This is a genomic window from Allobosea sp. P2_B12, assembly GCF_056404835.1.
In genome coordinates, this window is sequence record NZ_JBFUDG010000001.1 from 159,282 (window position 1) to 174,452 (window position 15,171).

Below are 15,171 nucleotides of genomic sequence, written 5' to 3' on the forward strand. Positions count from 1 at the left end.
AAGGATCCTCGCATGGCCGCCAACTTCATGATCAACACCGTCTCGCGCGGCTCCGTGCCGATCATGGCCGGCGCCTGGCTCGACGTCGTCGACCAGGCCCCGACGGGTGCGTGGGTCGAGGTGCCCTTCACGATCCCCGAGAACAGCAACGCCAACCAGACGCGTGAGCGGGTGCTGCACATCTCGACCGATGTGGCGCTGCGCTACGCCGTGGCCCCGGCCGAGCCGGGCGGCGGCGAGGTCGGGGCGCAGATCCTCGCCGGCGTCGAGCGCACGGTCGGCTTCGCCGCAACCGACAAGCTCTGGATCAAGTCGTGAACAATATCTCAAGCCTCGGCTCGATCGGCGTGCTTGGCACCCATAGCCCGGGTGGCTTGTTCCCGCCCGCCGGCTTCGTCTTCCTCGTCGACAGCGACGGGGCCTATCTCACCGACGCCGATGGCGCATACCTGATGGAGCCGATCTGATGGCTGTCCGCGATGTCACGACCGCACCCGCCGGGCTTTTGCCCATCCGAACCGGCCTCGTCGCCAATCGGGGCCGCATGGCTGATCGCGTGCTGGTGGCCGAGCAATGGTGCCGGGGCCGCATGTGGTTCCAGTTCACCGCCGACGTGATCAACCCGACCTTCATTTGGGGCAACTGGTACGTCCCCACGACGGGCGGCGAGGTCGCTGGCTCTGGGGCCTTGGACATGACGGCGGCCATCGAGACGGCCGCCGGCGTCATCACTTCAAGTGTGGCCGGCTCGTGCGCTGCGGGCGCCAACCTCAGCATCACCATCCCCGGCAGCTACAAGCGCGGCACTTGGTACGCGCTTCGCTATTGGGCGCATTTCGCCAGCGGCATGGTCTATCGCATCTGCCATCCCGCGTTTGGCGCCCCCACTGGAACGCCCAGGAACGATACCTTCGATTACAAGAGCACGGTTCTCTCGGACAACACGGCCGGCGGCGCCTACTCGGGCGATGGTTCTTCGCCGCACCTTGGTTTCTGGCCTGCCGCCATCGTCGCTCCGACCCGCCAGCGCGGCCTCGCCCTGATCGGGGACAGCCGCATCTCGGGGGACCAGGGCGACATCTACAGCAGGGTGGATTACCGCGAGCCCTATGGCCGCTACGAGCGGGCGCTGATGGACGCGGGCATCCCGTTCACGAACTTCGGCAGAGCCTCCGAGAAGGCGGCAGACTACATTACCGCGGGATCCCGCCGCACCGCGCTGGCTGCCCTTTACGCCACGGACATCATCAACGGGTACGGCATCAACGACATCCGCGGTGGCTCGCCGGCGAGTGCGGCCACGGCCTTTGCCCGCCTGGAGACGATCAACGCCAACTTCCCAGCGCCACTGCGCGTCTGGCAATGCACGCTCGAAACCGTGACTTCCGGAACGTGGCTCACCGTCGATGGCCAAACCGTCGACGCCAGCAACGCCACCCGCCTCACGCTCAACACCTCCATCCGCGCCAGCCTCAAGACTGCCGGCGTGATCGACATCTCGAAGATGGCAGAGGATGAAACTGTGGCGGACAAGTTCCGGGTTCTCCCTGGCCCTGTGGCCATGACGGCTGACGGCATCCACGTCGCCAGCGCGGGCGAGGCGTATCTAGCGACCCTTCTCCCGGTGACGGAGTGGAAAACCTGACCTGCCGCCCATCGACAAGGCTGGCAAGTCGTGCGAAGTCGCGTTCCGCGATATGCCGTCGCATGACGCTATTCGCACGGCGCTTGACTGTAAGTCATTGAGTAATTGTGAAGGTCCGATAACTCTTAATCAGCGGGTCGTAGGTTCGAGCCCTACATCACCCACCACGGATCTTTCTTAGCGACATCGTCGATATGGCCCTGCGGAGAAGCCGCTCCTGCGGGCTATTGCCGCAGTCCCGGCTCCGGCCATGGTGACGACTTCATTCGCTGCGCGCTCCCTGCCGAAAATCCCGGCACCCCGCCTTTTGGATAAGGGGCTCGGGCGCTTGTGCGCGGCATAGCCTTCCTATAACCGAAACGCGGACGGGGCCTGCTTCCAGAACAAGGCGCCGCACGGGATTTGGGGAGCACTGGCGTGCAGGGATTACTCGGGGTCAGCCGTGTCATTGACACGATCAATGAGCAGATCGGCAAGAAGGTCGCCTGGCTGATCTTGCTGGCAGTGATTGTCGCGACCGTGAACGCGATCATCCGCAAGGTCTTCAACGTCTCGTCGAATGCCTGGCTCGAATTGCAGTGGATGCTGTTTGGCGCCGTGTTCCTGATGTGCGCAGCCTGGACGCTGAAGGTGAAGGAGCATATCCGCATCGACATCGTGAACGGCCTGCTGCCCAAGCGCGTGCAGCACTGGATCGACCTGATCGGCCACACGCTGTTCCTGATGCCGCTCTGCCTGCTGATGATCTACCATTCCTGGCCGTTCTTCACCCGCTCCTATGTCATCAACGAGCAGTCGCTGTCGGCCGGCGGCCTGCCGCAATGGCCGGCCAAGGGCCTCGTCATCATCGGCTTCATCATGCTGGCGTTCCAGGGCGTTTCCGAGATCATCAAGCAGATCGCGATCATGCGCGGGCATCTCGAGGATGACGAGACGCTGCGCGGCCATGCTGCCGCTGCCGAGGCCGAAGCACAGCGACTGCTCGACGTCGCCAAGCAGCAGGGACTGGCCCCGTGAGCAACTCCAAAGACGCCCGGACACCCACCATCATGACCGCCACCCGCCTGCCTCGCGTCGCCGGCCTCCTGCTCGCGCTGACCCTGATCGCCTTCTTCGGGTTCCATACCGGAGACGCCCACGCCGCCGGTTTCGGCGACTTCCTGCGCGTCAACATGGCGCCGGTGATGTTTGCAGCCCTCGTCCTGTTCCTGCTGCTGGGCTATCCCGTCGCCTTCGCGCTGGCTGCCAACGGCCTGCTCTTCGCCATCGTCGGCATCGAGCTCGGACTGTTCCAGGAGAACTTCCTGCAGGCCCTGCCGGAGCGCATCTACGGCACGATGAACAACGACGTCCTGCTGGCGATCCCGTTCTTCACCTTCATGGGCCTCATCCTCGAGCGCTCGGGCATGGCAGAGGACCTGCTGGATACGATCGGCCAGCTCTTCGGCCCCGTCCGCGGCGGTCTTGCCTATGCTGTGATCTTCGTCGGCGCGCTGCTCGCGGCCACCACCGGCGTCGTCGCGGCCTCGGTGATTTCGATGGGCCTGATCTCGCTGCCGATCATGCTGCGCTACGGCTATGACCGACGCCTCGCATCGGGCGTCATCGCGGCCTCGGGCACGCTGGCGCAGATCATCCCGCCTTCGCTCGTCCTGATCGTGCTCGCCGACCAGCTCGGCCGTTCCGTCGGCGACATGTATGAGGGCGCCTTCATTCCCGGCCTAGTGCTGGCGGGGATGTATGCCGGCTACGTCTTCCTGGTGACGATGATCTATCCGAAGCGGGCGCCGGGCCTGCCGCCGGACGCGCAGACACTGCGCGATCCCGATGGCCAGACGCGGCGGCTTTCGCTGCTGGTGATCACGATCATCTCCTTCGGGATCGCCTATGCCTGCCTGAAGCTGTTCACGAGCGTGAAGGCCGGGGCGGATTTCGTCATCCTGACGATGTCGATCGCTGTCGGCGTCTCCTTCGTGATCGCCATCGCCAACAAGGTGCTCGGCCTCAAGCTGCTCTCGCGCATGGCCGAGCAGGTCGTGTTCGTGATGGTGCCGCCGCTGGCGCTGATCTTCCTCGTGCTTGGCACGATTTTCATCGGCGTCGCGACGCCGACCGAGGGCGGCGCCATGGGCGCGGCCGGCGCGATCCTGCTGGCCTATGGCAAGAAGCGCATGACCTTCGACCTGCTCAAGCAGGCGACGGAGTCGACCGCCAAGCTCTCTGCCTTCGTGCTGTTCATCCTGGTCGGCGCGCGCGTGTTCTCGCTGACCTTCTACGGCGTCAACGGCCATGTCTGGGTCGAGCATCTGCTGGTCGGGCTGCCGGGCGGCGCGACGGGCTTCCTGATCGTCGTCAACGTGATGGTGTTCCTGCTCGCCTTCTTCCTCGACTTCTTCGAGCTCGCCTTCATCATCGTGCCGCTGCTCGGGCCGGCCGCCGACAAGCTCGGCATCGACCTGATCTGGTTCGGCGTCATCCTGGGCGTGAACATGCAGACCAGCTTCATGCATCCGCCCTTCGGCTTCGCGCTGTTCTTCCTGCGCTCGGTCGCGCCGAAGGACCGCTACCGCGACAAGGTGACCGGTAACATGATGGAGCCGGTGACCACCGCCCAGATCTACTGGGGCGCGGTGCCCTTCGTGGTGATCCAGTGCATCATGGTGGCGCTGGTGGTGGCCTTCCCGCAGATGGTGATGCATTACAAGGCTTCCGCCGTGCAGCTCGACCAGAAAGCGATCGACAAGCAGTTCGACTCGATCCAGATCCCGGGCATGGGCGGCGCCGGCGGATTGGGCGGCTTCGACCTGAACGCGCCGCCGACCTTCAAGTGAGATAAGATAATGAGAACGCCGGCCTCGTGCCGGCGTGCTTGTCTCTGTCCAGCCAGTCGAACCGGTTCTCGCGGCTTTGGTGCGGCGAACCTTTTGGCGCGTGAACGCGTTGGTCCTCGAAAGAGGACCTTGCCTGATGACAACCATGATCCATGCGGCCGATCCCGGTGGAACCCCGGCGATGCCGACCCCGCCGCCGGAAGCCCCGCCGCTGACGCCGACGGAGGTGCCGCCGGCGCCGCCGGTCGAATCGCCGCCGGACGAGGAGCCGCTGGGCGTTCCGGTCGGGCCGCCGCCGGAGCTTCCGCCCGACGTGCCGCCAGAGGGTCCGCCGGCTACGCCCTTCGACCTGCCGCCGAACAGGGGGCCGCGGCAGTCTCTGGAGTAGCGCTCTACAGGGGCGGCGCCTCGCCGGAGCCGATGTCCCAGTAGAGCCCGGCCATCAATCCCAGCGCCTCGCGGGCGATGGCGATGGGCAGGTGTTCGTCGGGCGCATGCTGCGAGCAGCCGGGATAGGAATGCGGCACCCAGATCGTGCGAAGGCCGAGGATTTCCGCGAAGATGTCGTTGGGCAGGGAGCCGCCGAGATTGGGAAGCAGGGCCGGCTTCTTGTTGGTGCTGCGCGCGATCGAAGCCATGGTGAAGGCGACCCAGGGATCCTCCGGATCGAGACGGGTCGCACCGAAGCGTTCGGCGCCGGGCATGACGATCTCGACCATGGAAAAGCCGTGACGGTCGAGATGGCGGCGCAGCGCCGGGACAACGTCCCTGGGATCGATGCCGACGACGAAGCGCAGCGCGCAACGGGCCCAGGCGCTCGGCGGTACGGCGTTGACGGGCGTTTCCGGAACGCCCGACTTCATCGCCAGCACGTCGAAGGAGCACCAGCCGAAGACCTGTTCGGCCGGCGACAGGCCGGGCTCGCCCCAGCCGGCATCGATCTGCGGACCGTCGGTGCCGCCATCGATGATGCAATCGGCCACCGCATCGCGCACGGCCCGCGGCAGCTCCGGCGGCACCCATTCATGGATGCGGATCTGGCCGGTCGGCGAGGTGATGCTCGCGATGGCATGGGCGAGCTGGATGGCGGGATCGGAGAGGATGCCGCCCCAGTTGCCGGAGTGATGCCCGCCCTCGCGGGCGACGATCGAGAGGTCGAAGGTGATGACCCCGCGTGCTCCAAGGAAAACCGTCGGTCGTTCGGCATTGAGGCGCGGGCCGTCGGACGCGATCAGCACGTCTGAGCGGAACAGTTCCGCCTCGTCCGCGCAGAGCTCGCGCAGGCCCGGCGAGCCGGATTCCTCGCCCATCTCGATCAGGTATTTGGCGTTGAAGCCGAGCTTTCCGCGTGATTCAAGTACGGCGCGCAAGGCGTTGATATTGATGACATGCTGGCCCTTGTTGTCGACCACTCCGCGGCCATACCAGCGGTCGCCGCGCTCGGTCAGGGTCCAGGGCGAGAGGCCCTCGCTCCATTGCGCATCCAGCCCACGAATGACGTCGCCATGGCCGTAGCCGAAGATCGTCGGCAGGCTTTCGTCCTCGATTCGCTCAGCGAAAAGGAAGGGGCCCTTGGCCTTCGGATGGGTCAGGATCCGGCATGCGAAGCCGAGCCCCTCGAAGAGCGGGCGCATCTCGCGCTCGAGGTAATCGACGAGCACCGATGCACGCTCGGGGTTCTGGCTCTCGGTCGGCATCGCGATGAGCCGCGCCAGGTCGCGCTTCAAAGCGCCGGTATCGAAATAGTCCTGGGCATGCGCGATGGCCTGGGCGCGGGTCATGGAAGCTCGCTATCTGTCTGCGTCAGGGAGAGGGCGGGATCGTTGCCGATCGCGCCTGCCGTTGATACTGGCATGCGCATGCAGGGATCGGCCACGGGATATGGCGCGCAGGGGATGCGCGCGTGATGACGGACGATCCGCATCTCATGGTGCCGCATGCGCATCAGCGCGTGGCTGGCGATGCCATCCTGGCGGCGCGCGCGGCCGGTGCCCCGGGCTTCCTGCTCGGCGATCTCACAGGGCTCGGCAAGACGCTCTCGGCCTGGCTCGCGCTGTCGGCGATGCCGGAACAGGAGGTGCTGGTGATCTGCCCCAAGGGCGCGATCCCGCAATGGCGACGGACCATGGCGCTGTCGGGGCTGCCGGCCAAGCGAGTCACCCTGATGAATTTCGAGAAGACCAAGTCGCTGCTGGCGGCGCCTGCCGATTCGAAAAAGCGCTCGGTTCGGGCGAAGAACAACGAGTTGGCCAAGCTCGGCACGCCGAAGCGGGTCTGGCCCCTGGTGGTGATCGACGAGGCGCACCGCATCCGCAATCCGAACTCGCAGCAGGGTCTGGTCTGCCGGCAGATGGCGGCGGCTGCGCATTTCACGATCTACATGAGCGCCACCGCCGGACAATCGCCGCACGAGCTGTCTTATCTCGGCCCCTTGCTGGCGCGGGCGGCGGGCATGCCGAGCGCCGATCTCGACGGTTTCCGCGTGCTGATGAAGCAGTTGAGGATCGGGCGGGCCAAGGGGCGCTGGAAGAACTGGAGCTGGGAGCCCAACGAGGCCGACCGCAAGGTGATGGCCGATCTGCTCTATCGCGGTGCCAAGGCTATCGGGTTGCGACGGCGGCCGGAGGAGATCGCGGGCTGGCCCGAGGTCCAGCGCGAGCTGGCTCCTGTCGCGCTGGATGCCCCCGCGCGCAAGCTCTACGACGCGACCTGGCGGGAGTTCCGCAGGGAGCTCGGTCTGGCCGGAGGCTCGACGCGCAAGCCGCGGGGCTGGGCGGCCGATCTGCGCTTCCGCCAGAAGGCGAGCCTGCTGCGGATTCCCGGCACGGTCGATTTCTGCGACGACCTGCTGGGGAATGACGAGCAGGTCGCGGTCTCCGTCGCCTTCCTCGAAACCAGCGCCATGCTGGCCGAGGCTCTGCGCGGGCGTGGCTGGCGCGTGGCCGAGATCAATGGCGAGCGCTCGGGCGCGGTCAATGAGGAGACGCGGGTCGCCTTCCAGACCGGGCAGCTCGACGCGGTGATCTTCACCGTCACCGAATCGATCTCGTTGCATCGCGGCGAGATGCCGGGCGGCGAGCGCGAACGCTCGCTGGTGATCCACGATATGCGCCACAGCGCGATCCAGCTCCAGCAGATCGAGGGCCGCTGCCACCGCGACGGCCAGCACGCCACGATCTTCTACGCCTATGCGGAGGACACGGTGGAGGAGGCGGTCGCCGGCACCGTGATCGCGCGGATGGCGGCGATGGAGGGGTTGGCGGGCGACGACACCCGCATGCTCGAGGCGATCGCTGGGGTCGTCGAGGCGCGCGCGGCGGCCTGAGACCGGGAACAAGCGCTGCCATCCCCGGTTCAGTCTCTCGGCCCGCCTGGCGGCCGACAGCCTGAAAGATCACCAATGCCGGATGCGCCGCAGCGCCTCGAAACCCCTGTCACCTCCGATGTGCCGCGCGCGACCTACCGCCTGCAGTTCCACAAGGATTTCCCGTTCTCGGCCGGGCGCGATCTCGCGGGCTACCTCGGCGAACTCGGCATCAGCCATGTCTATGCCTCGCCCATCCTGACCGCGCGACCCGGCTCGATGCACGGCTATGACGTCGTCGACTACGATGCGATCAATCCCGAACTCGGCGGGGAAGCTGCGTTCGAGGAGATGGCGGCCGCACTGCGGGCCCAGGGCATCGGCATCATCCTCGACATCGTGCCCAACCATATGGCGGTCGGCGGCAGCGACAACAGGCTCTGGCTCGACCTGCTCAAGCATGGCGGCAACAGCGCCTATGCTGATTGGTTCGACGTCGATTTCGAATCTCCCGATCCGCAGCTTGCCGGCAAGGTCCATGCGCCTTTCCTGGGAGAGCCCTATCGGGAGGTGCTGGCATCGGGCGCCTTGTCGCTGGTCCTCCATGATGGCGGCTACGCCGTCTCCTATGGCGAACATCTTTTCCCGATCCGCCCCGAGGATCAGGCCGAGATCGCGACTGTCGGGGTCGAGGCCTTTCGCGATGCCGACCGGCTCGATGCCCTGCTCTCGCGCCAGAACTTTGTGCTCGACTGGTGGCGCAATGCCGGCGACCGGATCAACTGGCGTCGCTTCTTCGACGTCACCCAGCTCGCCGCCATCCGGATGGAGGAGCCGGCCGCTTTCGCGGCCAAGCATGCCGTGGTGCTGCGGCTCTATCGCGACGGGCTGATCGACGGCCTGCGCATCGACCATGTCGACGGGCTCTCCGACCCGGCCGGCTACTGCCGCGAGCTGCGGCGTCATCTCGACACGCTCCAGCGCCAGCGGCCGGAGGGTTTGCGGGAGAGGCGTGCCTGGCTCGTCGTCGAGAAGATCCTGGCGCCCGGCGAGCAGATTCCCGGGGAATGGCACGTCGACGGCTCGACTGGCTACGATTTCATGGATCAGATTTCGGCGCTCCAGCACGACCGCTCGTCGGCGGATGCACTGTCGGCGCATTGGGCGGTCCTGAGCGGGCGACCGCGCGATTTCCATGACGAGGAGGAGATGGCGCGCCATGAAATCCTCTCCTGCAGCTTTGACGGTCAGCGCGAGCGGCTGGTCGATGCGCTGGAGGAGGCCGGCGCGAGAGGCCGCGACGCCGAGGGGCTGACGCGAGCGGCGCTGCGGCGGGCCGTGACCGGCCTGATCGCACAGCTGCGGGCCTATCGCAGCTATTCGACTGGCCGCGACGACGGCGTCGGTGCGGGCGAACCGGTCAAGGCAGCGTTGCAGGCTGCGCTGGCCCTGCCGCTGAGCGATCCGCCGGCGCTGCGTTTCGTCGCCTCGGTGATCGCGGGGGAAGGCGAGGAGGTCTTTCGGCCGGCCCGCATCACGGCGATCCGGCGCTTCAACCAGCTTGCCGCGCCGCTCGCCGCCAAGGCGGTCGAGGACACCGCCTTCTATCGCTACGGCCGGCTGCTCTCGCGCAACGATGTCGGCTTCGATGCCGCTGTGCTCGGGATCGAGCCGGGCACCTTCCACGCGCTGATGCGCCAGCGGGCGGAGCAGGTGCCGCACGCGATGCTGGCGACGGCGACGCATGACCACAAGCGCGGCGAGGATATGCGTGCGCGGCTCGCGGTGCTGAGCGAGATGCCGGATGCCTGGGTCGAGGCCTCCACGCGCTGGCGCGAGCTTGCGGCCGCGATCCGGCCGGATGGGCTCGACCCGGCCGACGAGCACATGTTCCAGCAGATGCTGGCCGGCGCCTGGCCGCTCGGGCTTGCCGCCGATGATGCGGCCGGGCTCGACCAGTTGGCCACGCGTCTCGGGGGCTGGTGGCGCAAGGCGTTGCGCGAGGCCAAGCTGCGTTCGAGCTGGGCTGCGCCGAACGAGGATTACGAAGCACAGGCTCTGCAATTCGCCGCCGACGCCCTGAACCCGGCCAAAGGCGGCGATGTCCTGCGCGACGTCGCGGCCTTCGTCGGGCGGATCGAACGGGCGGGCGCGCTGAACGGGCTGGTGCAGCTCGCCTTGCGCTGCACCGCGCCTGGCGTGCCCGACAGCTATCAGGGCACCGAGTTCTGGGACTTCAGCCTGGTCGATCCCGACAACCGCCGGCCGGTCGATTTCGCTGCACGGAAGATCGCGCTGGCACAGCATCTCTCGCTCGATCTTCTCGCGGAAAGTTGGCGCGATGGGCGGATCAAGCAGGCGGTGCTGCGCAAGCTGCTGCGCTTCCGGCAGAGCGCGCCCGCGCTGTTCGCGCAGGGCAGCTACGAGCCGCTGGAGGTCCGGGGCCCGCGAGCCGAGAACGTGCTCGCATTCCTGCGGCGGGAGGGCGATGCGGCCATGCTGGTCATCGTGGCGCGCTGCTGCGCCGAGGGCATGGGTGTGGGCGATGCGCTGGTGCCGGATCGCGAATGGTGGGCCGATACGCGCGTCCCGCTGCCCGAAGGGCTCCGTCCGGCAGAGGCGGTGATCGGGCCGGAGATGCAGGCGGGTGCTGAACTCGTGGTCGGCGCCGCGCTTCCTGTCGTACCGGTCGGGGGGTGGGCGCTGACGCGCGGCTGATCGCTTCCGCGCCTGAACCACCGCCGTCATCCCGGGCTTGACCCGGGAATCCATGCCGGAACCTCACCGAACAGCGTTCCGGAATGGATCCCGGATCTCCGCTTCGCTGCGTCCGGGATGACGGCATGGTTCCGAGAAACATACCAGGCGGGACTAAGCGCCGGCGTTTCGCGGCGGGCCGAGATAGCCGAACCGTCTCCGCACCGCCTCGTCGTCCAGCAGCGCCGAGGCGTCGCCGTCCAGCCTGTGGCGCCAGTTCGGCTTCTCCGTCGTCGTGCCCGGCACGTTGGGCTGGGTCTCGATGCCGAGCGCGTCCTCGATGGGCAGCAGCTTCAGCGTGCAAGGGGTCTTCGCGATGTAGCGGATCGCGGCATCCACCACCGGCGCGGTGTCCTGCGGGGCAGGGCGCTCGCCTTGCGCGACGCCCGCCTGCTGGAAGGCCCCCCAGAGGATGCCTCGCTCCCAGGCGCGAACGCCCTCCTGGTCGATGCCGCCATAGGCAGGCTCGATGTCGCTGCCGGCCCACCAGCCGGCCGTTGGGACAAGGTCGTGGGTGCTGGTGAGCGCGGCCGCGCCGCCGTCCCAGTGCTCGGGCGGGATGTAGCCGTGCTCGGTCCTCTCGAAGCGCAGGACGCGCAGGCCGGCGACGCCCTGCTGGCGCAGATCATCGCGGAAGCCGTCGGGAAGCGTGCCGAGATCCTCGCCGATGACGATCGCCCTGTGACGCCAGGATTCGAGCGCGACCAGCCGGAACAGGGTCTCCGACGGGAAGGTGACATAGGCGCCGTCGAGCGCGCTCGCGCCCTCCGGCACCAGCCAGAGCCGGCTCATGCCCATGACATGGTCGATGCGCATGCCGCCGACATGGCGCAGGCTGGCACGCAAGGTCTCGATGAAGGGCGCAAAGCCCGATGCCGCGAGACCGCGCGGCGAGAAGGTGGTCAGCCCCCAGCTCTGCCCCTCGGCGGAGTAGTAATCGGGAGGCGCGCCGACACTGAGCCCGCCCAGCACCTCGTGCTGGCGGCTCCAGGCATGGCTGCCCGAGCCGTCCATGCCGATCGCGAGGTCGGCGATGAGGCCGACCTTCATGCCTCCCTCGCGGCAGGCGCGCTGCGCCTCGTCATAGGAGCGGCCGGTCAGCCATTGCAGGAAAATCTGGTAGGCGACGTCCCGCTCATGCGCGGCGGCGAACGCCGCCACCTGCGGGCTGTCGGGGTCGCGGTATCCAGCGTCCCAGTCGCGCCAGCTCCAGGCGTCGGGGTTCTGCTCCAGCTGCGCGGCGTGCAGCACCTCGAAGAGCGCGTGCGACGTCAGCAGCGGCGAGGCCCCGGCCAGTGCCCGTTCGAAATCGGCTCGGGCCGGGCCGGCCGCAGAATTCGGATCGCACAGGGCGTCGAAGAGTGCGCGCAGCAGGCGCTGGCGCAGCGGCGTTGCCGCAAGCCAGTCCACCTGCGGCAACGCCGACAGCCTGGCCATCTCCTCGCCGAGACCCGCCTTGGCGATGACGTCCCGCAGCATCTCGTCGGGCAGGACGGCGGCTGGGTCGGCGTGGAGCGGGTTGTAGAACAGCCGCGTCGAGGGCGAGTAGGGGCTGAAATGACCGGGTGCCGCACCATAGAGCGCGTGGACGGGGCTGATCGCCAGCGCATCGGCGCCGCGCGCGGCGGCCGCGCGCGCGAGCGCGGAGACGCCGGCGAAATTGCCGATGCCGCCATCGTTCGGCGTCCGCAGCGAATAGATCTGGGCGGCGAGGCCGAAGCCGGGCGCGCCGCCATTGAGATCGGCGAAGGTGATGCAGCGCTCGGGCGCCGTCGCGACGGTGAAATCGCCGTCATCGGTGTGAACGCTGTGATAGCCCGGCTCGTCGAAAGCCGGCAGCGTCAGCGTCCCGCCGAAGCCTTCCTCCGACATGAGGATGCGGCGCGAGCCGCTTTCGAGCGTGACCTCGACGCGGGTTCCGGCCGGTGCCGTGAGCGGCAGGCCCACCTGCCGGCCGACGCGCGCGGTCGTGAAGCGCGAGGCTGCCGTGGCGTCGGAGCCGCTCTCGACCAGCGCCAGCGAATTGCGCAGGGCCGCGTCGCTGTCGGCGGGCAGGCCGAGCGCGCGCAGGATGGCGCGCAGGCTGTCGGGCGAGACCTCGCGGGCCGTCCCGGTCTGGTCGGTCCAGTGCGGCGCGATGCCGGCCCTCGTCGCGAGCTGGCGCAGGATGTCGTCGCTCATGAGGGACTCCGGAGGGGCGGTGCGATGGTGATGAAACCGACGCCGTCATTCCGGACAAGCCGCGTCAGCGGCGCCGATCCGGAATCCATCGCCGGGCGCGAAATTCTACGATGGATTCCGGGCCTTCGCTTCGCTGCGCCCGGAATGCCGGCGCGGTGTTGGATGTGTGGCACGATGGATCAACCGGCCTCAGGTTCATGTTCCAGCACCAGCAGCCCCAGCGGCGGGAGCGTCAGGGACAGGCTCTGCGCCTGGCCGTGGGCGGCCACGGCCTGCGTCGCCACCTCGCCGCCATTGCCCATGCCGGCACCGCCATAGATTCCGGCATCGCTGTTCAGGCGCTCGCCCCAGAGGCCTGGCCTGGGCACGCCGATGCGGTAGCCCTGGCGCGGCATGGGCGTCATGTTGGCGACGACCATGATTTCCGCTGCACCGCGCATGCTGGAGCGGCTGAAGGCGAAGACCGCGTTGGCGGCGTCATCGGCCACGACCCAGCCGAAACCCTCCGGCGCATGGTCGAGCCGATGCAGGGCCGGCGTCGCGCGGTAGAGCGCGTTCAGGTCGCGCACCAGGCGGGAGACGCCCTGGCGGCGCTCGTCATAGGGATGCGGCCAGGGGAAGGGCGCATCGACGCTCCATTCGTCTTCCGCTCCGAACTCGCAGCCCATGAAGAGCAGTTTCTTGCCCGGATGAGCCCACATCAGAGCGAGATAGAGGCGCAGGTTCGCAAAGCGCTGCCAGTCGTCGCCCGGCATGCGCGAGAGCAGAGAGCCTTTCCCGTGGACGACCTCGTCATGCGAGATCGGCAGCACGAAATTCTCCGAGAAGGCATAGATCAGCCCGAAGGTGACGTCGTCGCCGTGATGGGCGCGATAGATCGGGTCGCGCGCGAAGAAGCGCAGCGTGTCGTGCATCCAGCCCATGTTCCATTTGAAATGGAAGCCCAGCCCGCCATGGTGGACGGGGCTGGTGACGCCGGGCCAGGCGGTCGATTCCTCGGCGATCGTGACGGCGCCGCGCCCGCGCGCGCCGATCAGCGTGTTGAGTTCCTGGAAGAAGCTGACGGCTTCCAGGTTCTCGCGGCCGCCGAGATGGTTGGGCACCCATTCGCCGGGCTTGCGGCTGTAGTCGCGGTAGAGCATCGAGGCGACGGCATCGACGCGAAGCCCGTCGAGATGGAAGGTCTCGATCCAGAACAGGGCCGAGGCGATCAGGAAGCCGCGGACTTCGCGGCGCCCGACATTGTAAATCAGCGTGTTCCAGTCGATGTGGAAGCCCTGGCGCGGGTCCTCGTGCTCGTAAAGCGCGGTGCCGTCGAAGCGGGCAAGACCGTGCTCGTCGGAGGGGAAATGCGCCGGTACCCAGTCGAGGATGACGCCGATGCCAGCGGCGTGGCAGCGGTCGACGAAGCGGGCGAAGGCCTCGGGCGGCCCGAGCCGCGCCGTCGGCGCAAACAGCGCCAGCGGCTGGTAACCCCAGGAGCCGCCGAAGGGATGCTCGGTGATCGGCATGAGCTCGACATGGCTGAAGCCCATATGCTGGAGATAGGGGATCAGTCGCTCGGTGGCCTCGTCCCATGAGCCGAGTTGGCCCCATTCGGTCCTGAGCCAGGAGCCGACATGGACCTCATAGGTCGTCATCGGCTCGGCGATCGGGTTCGCCTTCTCGCGGGCCGCCAGCCATTCAGTATCGCTCCAGGAGAAGTCCGGCGGGGCGGCCACGACCGATCCGGTGCGCGGCGGCATCTCGGTGCAGCGCGCGAGCGGATCGGCCTTCCAGGGCAGGCGTTCGCCCGAGGCTGCGATCAGGGCATATTTGTAGACCGCACCGGGGCCGATGCCGGGAATGAACAGCTCCCAGATGCCGGGGCCGAGGCGGCGGCGCATCGGGTAGCGGCGCGCGTCCCAGCCGTTGAAATCGCCGACGACGGCGACATGCGACGCGTTGGGCGCCCAGACCGCGAAGAGCACGCCGTCGATTCCGTCGACATTCCGCGGATTGGCTCCGAGCCGCGTCGACAGGTCGAAATGCCGGCCTTCCGCGGCGAGATAGATGTCGTCGTCGGAGAGCAGCAGGCCAAAGCTGTAGGGGTCGGCGGTTTCCGTGATGCCGCCCGGCCAGGCCGTCCGGATGCGGTAAGCGGCGTTGTCCGGGCAAGGCGCCTCATAAAGCCCGCTGCCATTGCCGACCATCGGCGTGGCGCGACGGTCCTCGCCCTCGCCGGTAACCAGCTCGACATAATTGGCGCCGGGCAGCCAGGCCCGCACCAGCGCGATGCCATCGACGGTGTGGCGACCGAGCACCGCGAACGGATCGGGGTGGCGACCCTCCTCCAACCGGGCGATGTCGCTCCCTGGAAGGGCAGGCAGTCTGAGCGGCATCTGGCGCGTCATCCGGTCGGGCTCCATCGCGAAACCGACTCCACGAATGGCGGGGAATCGACAATGATGCAA

General features: G+C 67.7%; 11 protein-coding genes. 8 read left to right on the forward strand and 3 right to left on the reverse strand.

Annotation, left to right across the window (positions count from 1 at the left end):
- The first annotated feature begins 12 nt into the window (after window positions 1-12).
- The 6 genes from AC1DYU_RS00830 to AC1DYU_RS00855 all read left to right on the forward strand — a co-directional run bounded on the left by AC1DYU_RS00830 (window position 13) and on the right by AC1DYU_RS00855 (window position 4,864).
- Window positions 13-318 (forward strand): hypothetical protein, encoded by a 306-nt coding sequence (locus AC1DYU_RS00830; RefSeq protein ID WP_476790008.1) that lies wholly within the window; start codon window positions 13-15, stop codon window positions 316-318.
- Window positions 315-467, forward strand: a complete 153-nt coding sequence (locus AC1DYU_RS00835; RefSeq protein WP_476790009.1) for a hypothetical protein — start codon at window positions 315-317, stop codon at window positions 465-467. Before AC1DYU_RS00830 ends, AC1DYU_RS00835 begins: the two co-directional genes overlap by 4 nt.
- The gene (locus AC1DYU_RS00840) at window positions 467-1,645 is read left to right on the forward strand and encodes a hypothetical protein (RefSeq protein ID WP_476790010.1); all 1,179 of its coding nucleotides are present in this window, start codon (window positions 467-469) and stop codon (window positions 1,643-1,645) included. Before AC1DYU_RS00835 ends, AC1DYU_RS00840 begins: the two co-directional genes overlap by 1 nt.
- Window positions 1,646-2,062: 417 nt before the next feature.
- Window positions 2,063-2,662: a TRAP transporter small permease subunit gene (locus tag AC1DYU_RS00845; RefSeq protein WP_158486546.1), complete on the forward strand. Its 600-nt coding sequence runs from the start codon at window positions 2,063-2,065 to the stop codon at window positions 2,660-2,662.
- 155 nt (window positions 2,663-2,817) lie between these two features.
- Window positions 2,818-4,476 (forward strand): TRAP transporter large permease, encoded by a 1,659-nt coding sequence (locus AC1DYU_RS00850; protein ID WP_158486586.1) that lies wholly within the window; start codon window positions 2,818-2,820, stop codon window positions 4,474-4,476.
- Window positions 4,477-4,612: 136 nt separating this feature from the next.
- Window positions 4,613-4,864: a hypothetical protein gene (locus tag AC1DYU_RS00855; protein WP_476790011.1), complete on the forward strand. Its 252-nt coding sequence runs from the start codon at window positions 4,613-4,615 to the stop codon at window positions 4,862-4,864.
- Between the two features lie 4 nt (window positions 4,865-4,868).
- On the opposite strand, the gene AC1DYU_RS00860 is transcribed toward AC1DYU_RS00855, so the two are convergent.
- On the reverse strand, window positions 4,869-6,257 hold the full coding sequence (locus AC1DYU_RS00860; RefSeq protein ID WP_476790012.1) for a M20 family metallopeptidase: 1,389 nt from the start codon (window positions 6,255-6,257) through the stop codon (window positions 4,869-4,871).
- A 125-nt stretch (window positions 6,258-6,382) separates the two neighbouring features.
- On the opposite strand from AC1DYU_RS00860, the gene AC1DYU_RS00865 reads away from it, so the two are divergent.
- Both AC1DYU_RS00865 and treY read left to right on the forward strand, forming a co-directional pair.
- On the forward strand, window positions 6,383-7,801 hold the full coding sequence (locus AC1DYU_RS00865; protein WP_476790013.1) for an SNF2-related protein: 1,419 nt from the start codon (window positions 6,383-6,385) through the stop codon (window positions 7,799-7,801).
- 75 nt (window positions 7,802-7,876) lie between these two features.
- Window positions 7,877-10,498 carry a malto-oligosyltrehalose synthase gene (gene treY, locus AC1DYU_RS00870; RefSeq protein WP_476790014.1) on the forward strand — a complete coding sequence of 874 codons (2,622 nt, stop codon included), beginning with the start codon at window positions 7,877-7,879 and terminating at the stop codon, window positions 10,496-10,498.
- 153 nt (window positions 10,499-10,651) lie between these two features.
- Here the strand turns inward: treY and malQ are convergent, their stop codons facing one another.
- Complete coding sequence (gene malQ, locus AC1DYU_RS00875; RefSeq protein ID WP_476790015.1) at window positions 10,652-12,718, reverse strand: 4-alpha-glucanotransferase; 2,067 nt, start codon at window positions 12,716-12,718, stop codon at window positions 10,652-10,654.
- Between the two features lie 179 nt (window positions 12,719-12,897).
- On the reverse strand, window positions 12,898-15,099 hold the full coding sequence (gene glgB, locus AC1DYU_RS00880) for a 1,4-alpha-glucan branching protein GlgB (RefSeq protein ID WP_476790016.1): 2,202 nt from the start codon (window positions 15,097-15,099) through the stop codon (window positions 12,898-12,900).
- Between the last annotated feature and the right edge of the window lie 72 nt (window positions 15,100-15,171).

What these genes read in the sequence shown, in the direction of transcription:
- malQ (WP_476790015.1), bottom strand. Translation starts at nt 12,718, where the DNA reads ATGAGCGACGACATCCTGCGCCAGCTCGCGACGAGGGCCGGCATCGCG.
- treY (WP_476790014.1), top strand. Translation starts at nt 7,877, where the DNA reads ATGCCGGATGCGCCGCAGCGCCTCGAAACCCCTGTCACCTCCGATGTG.
- AC1DYU_RS00860 (WP_476790012.1), bottom strand. Translation starts at nt 6,257, where the DNA reads ATGACCCGCGCCCAGGCCATCGCGCATGCCCAGGACTATTTCGATACC.
- AC1DYU_RS00850 (WP_158486586.1), top strand. Translation starts at nt 2,818, where the DNA reads ATGGCGCCGGTGATGTTTGCAGCCCTCGTCCTGTTCCTGCTGCTGGGC.
- AC1DYU_RS00855 (WP_476790011.1), top strand. Translation starts at nt 4,613, where the DNA reads ATGACAACCATGATCCATGCGGCCGATCCCGGTGGAACCCCGGCGATG.
- AC1DYU_RS00865 (WP_476790013.1), top strand. Translation starts at nt 6,383, where the DNA reads ATGACGGACGATCCGCATCTCATGGTGCCGCATGCGCATCAGCGCGTG.
- AC1DYU_RS00840 (WP_476790010.1), top strand. Translation starts at nt 467, where the DNA reads ATGGCTGTCCGCGATGTCACGACCGCACCCGCCGGGCTTTTGCCCATC.
- glgB (WP_476790016.1), bottom strand. Translation starts at nt 15,099, where the DNA reads ATGCCGCTCAGACTGCCTGCCCTTCCAGGGAGCGACATCGCCCGGTTG.
- AC1DYU_RS00830 (WP_476790008.1), top strand. Translation starts at nt 13, where the DNA reads ATGGCCGCCAACTTCATGATCAACACCGTCTCGCGCGGCTCCGTGCCG.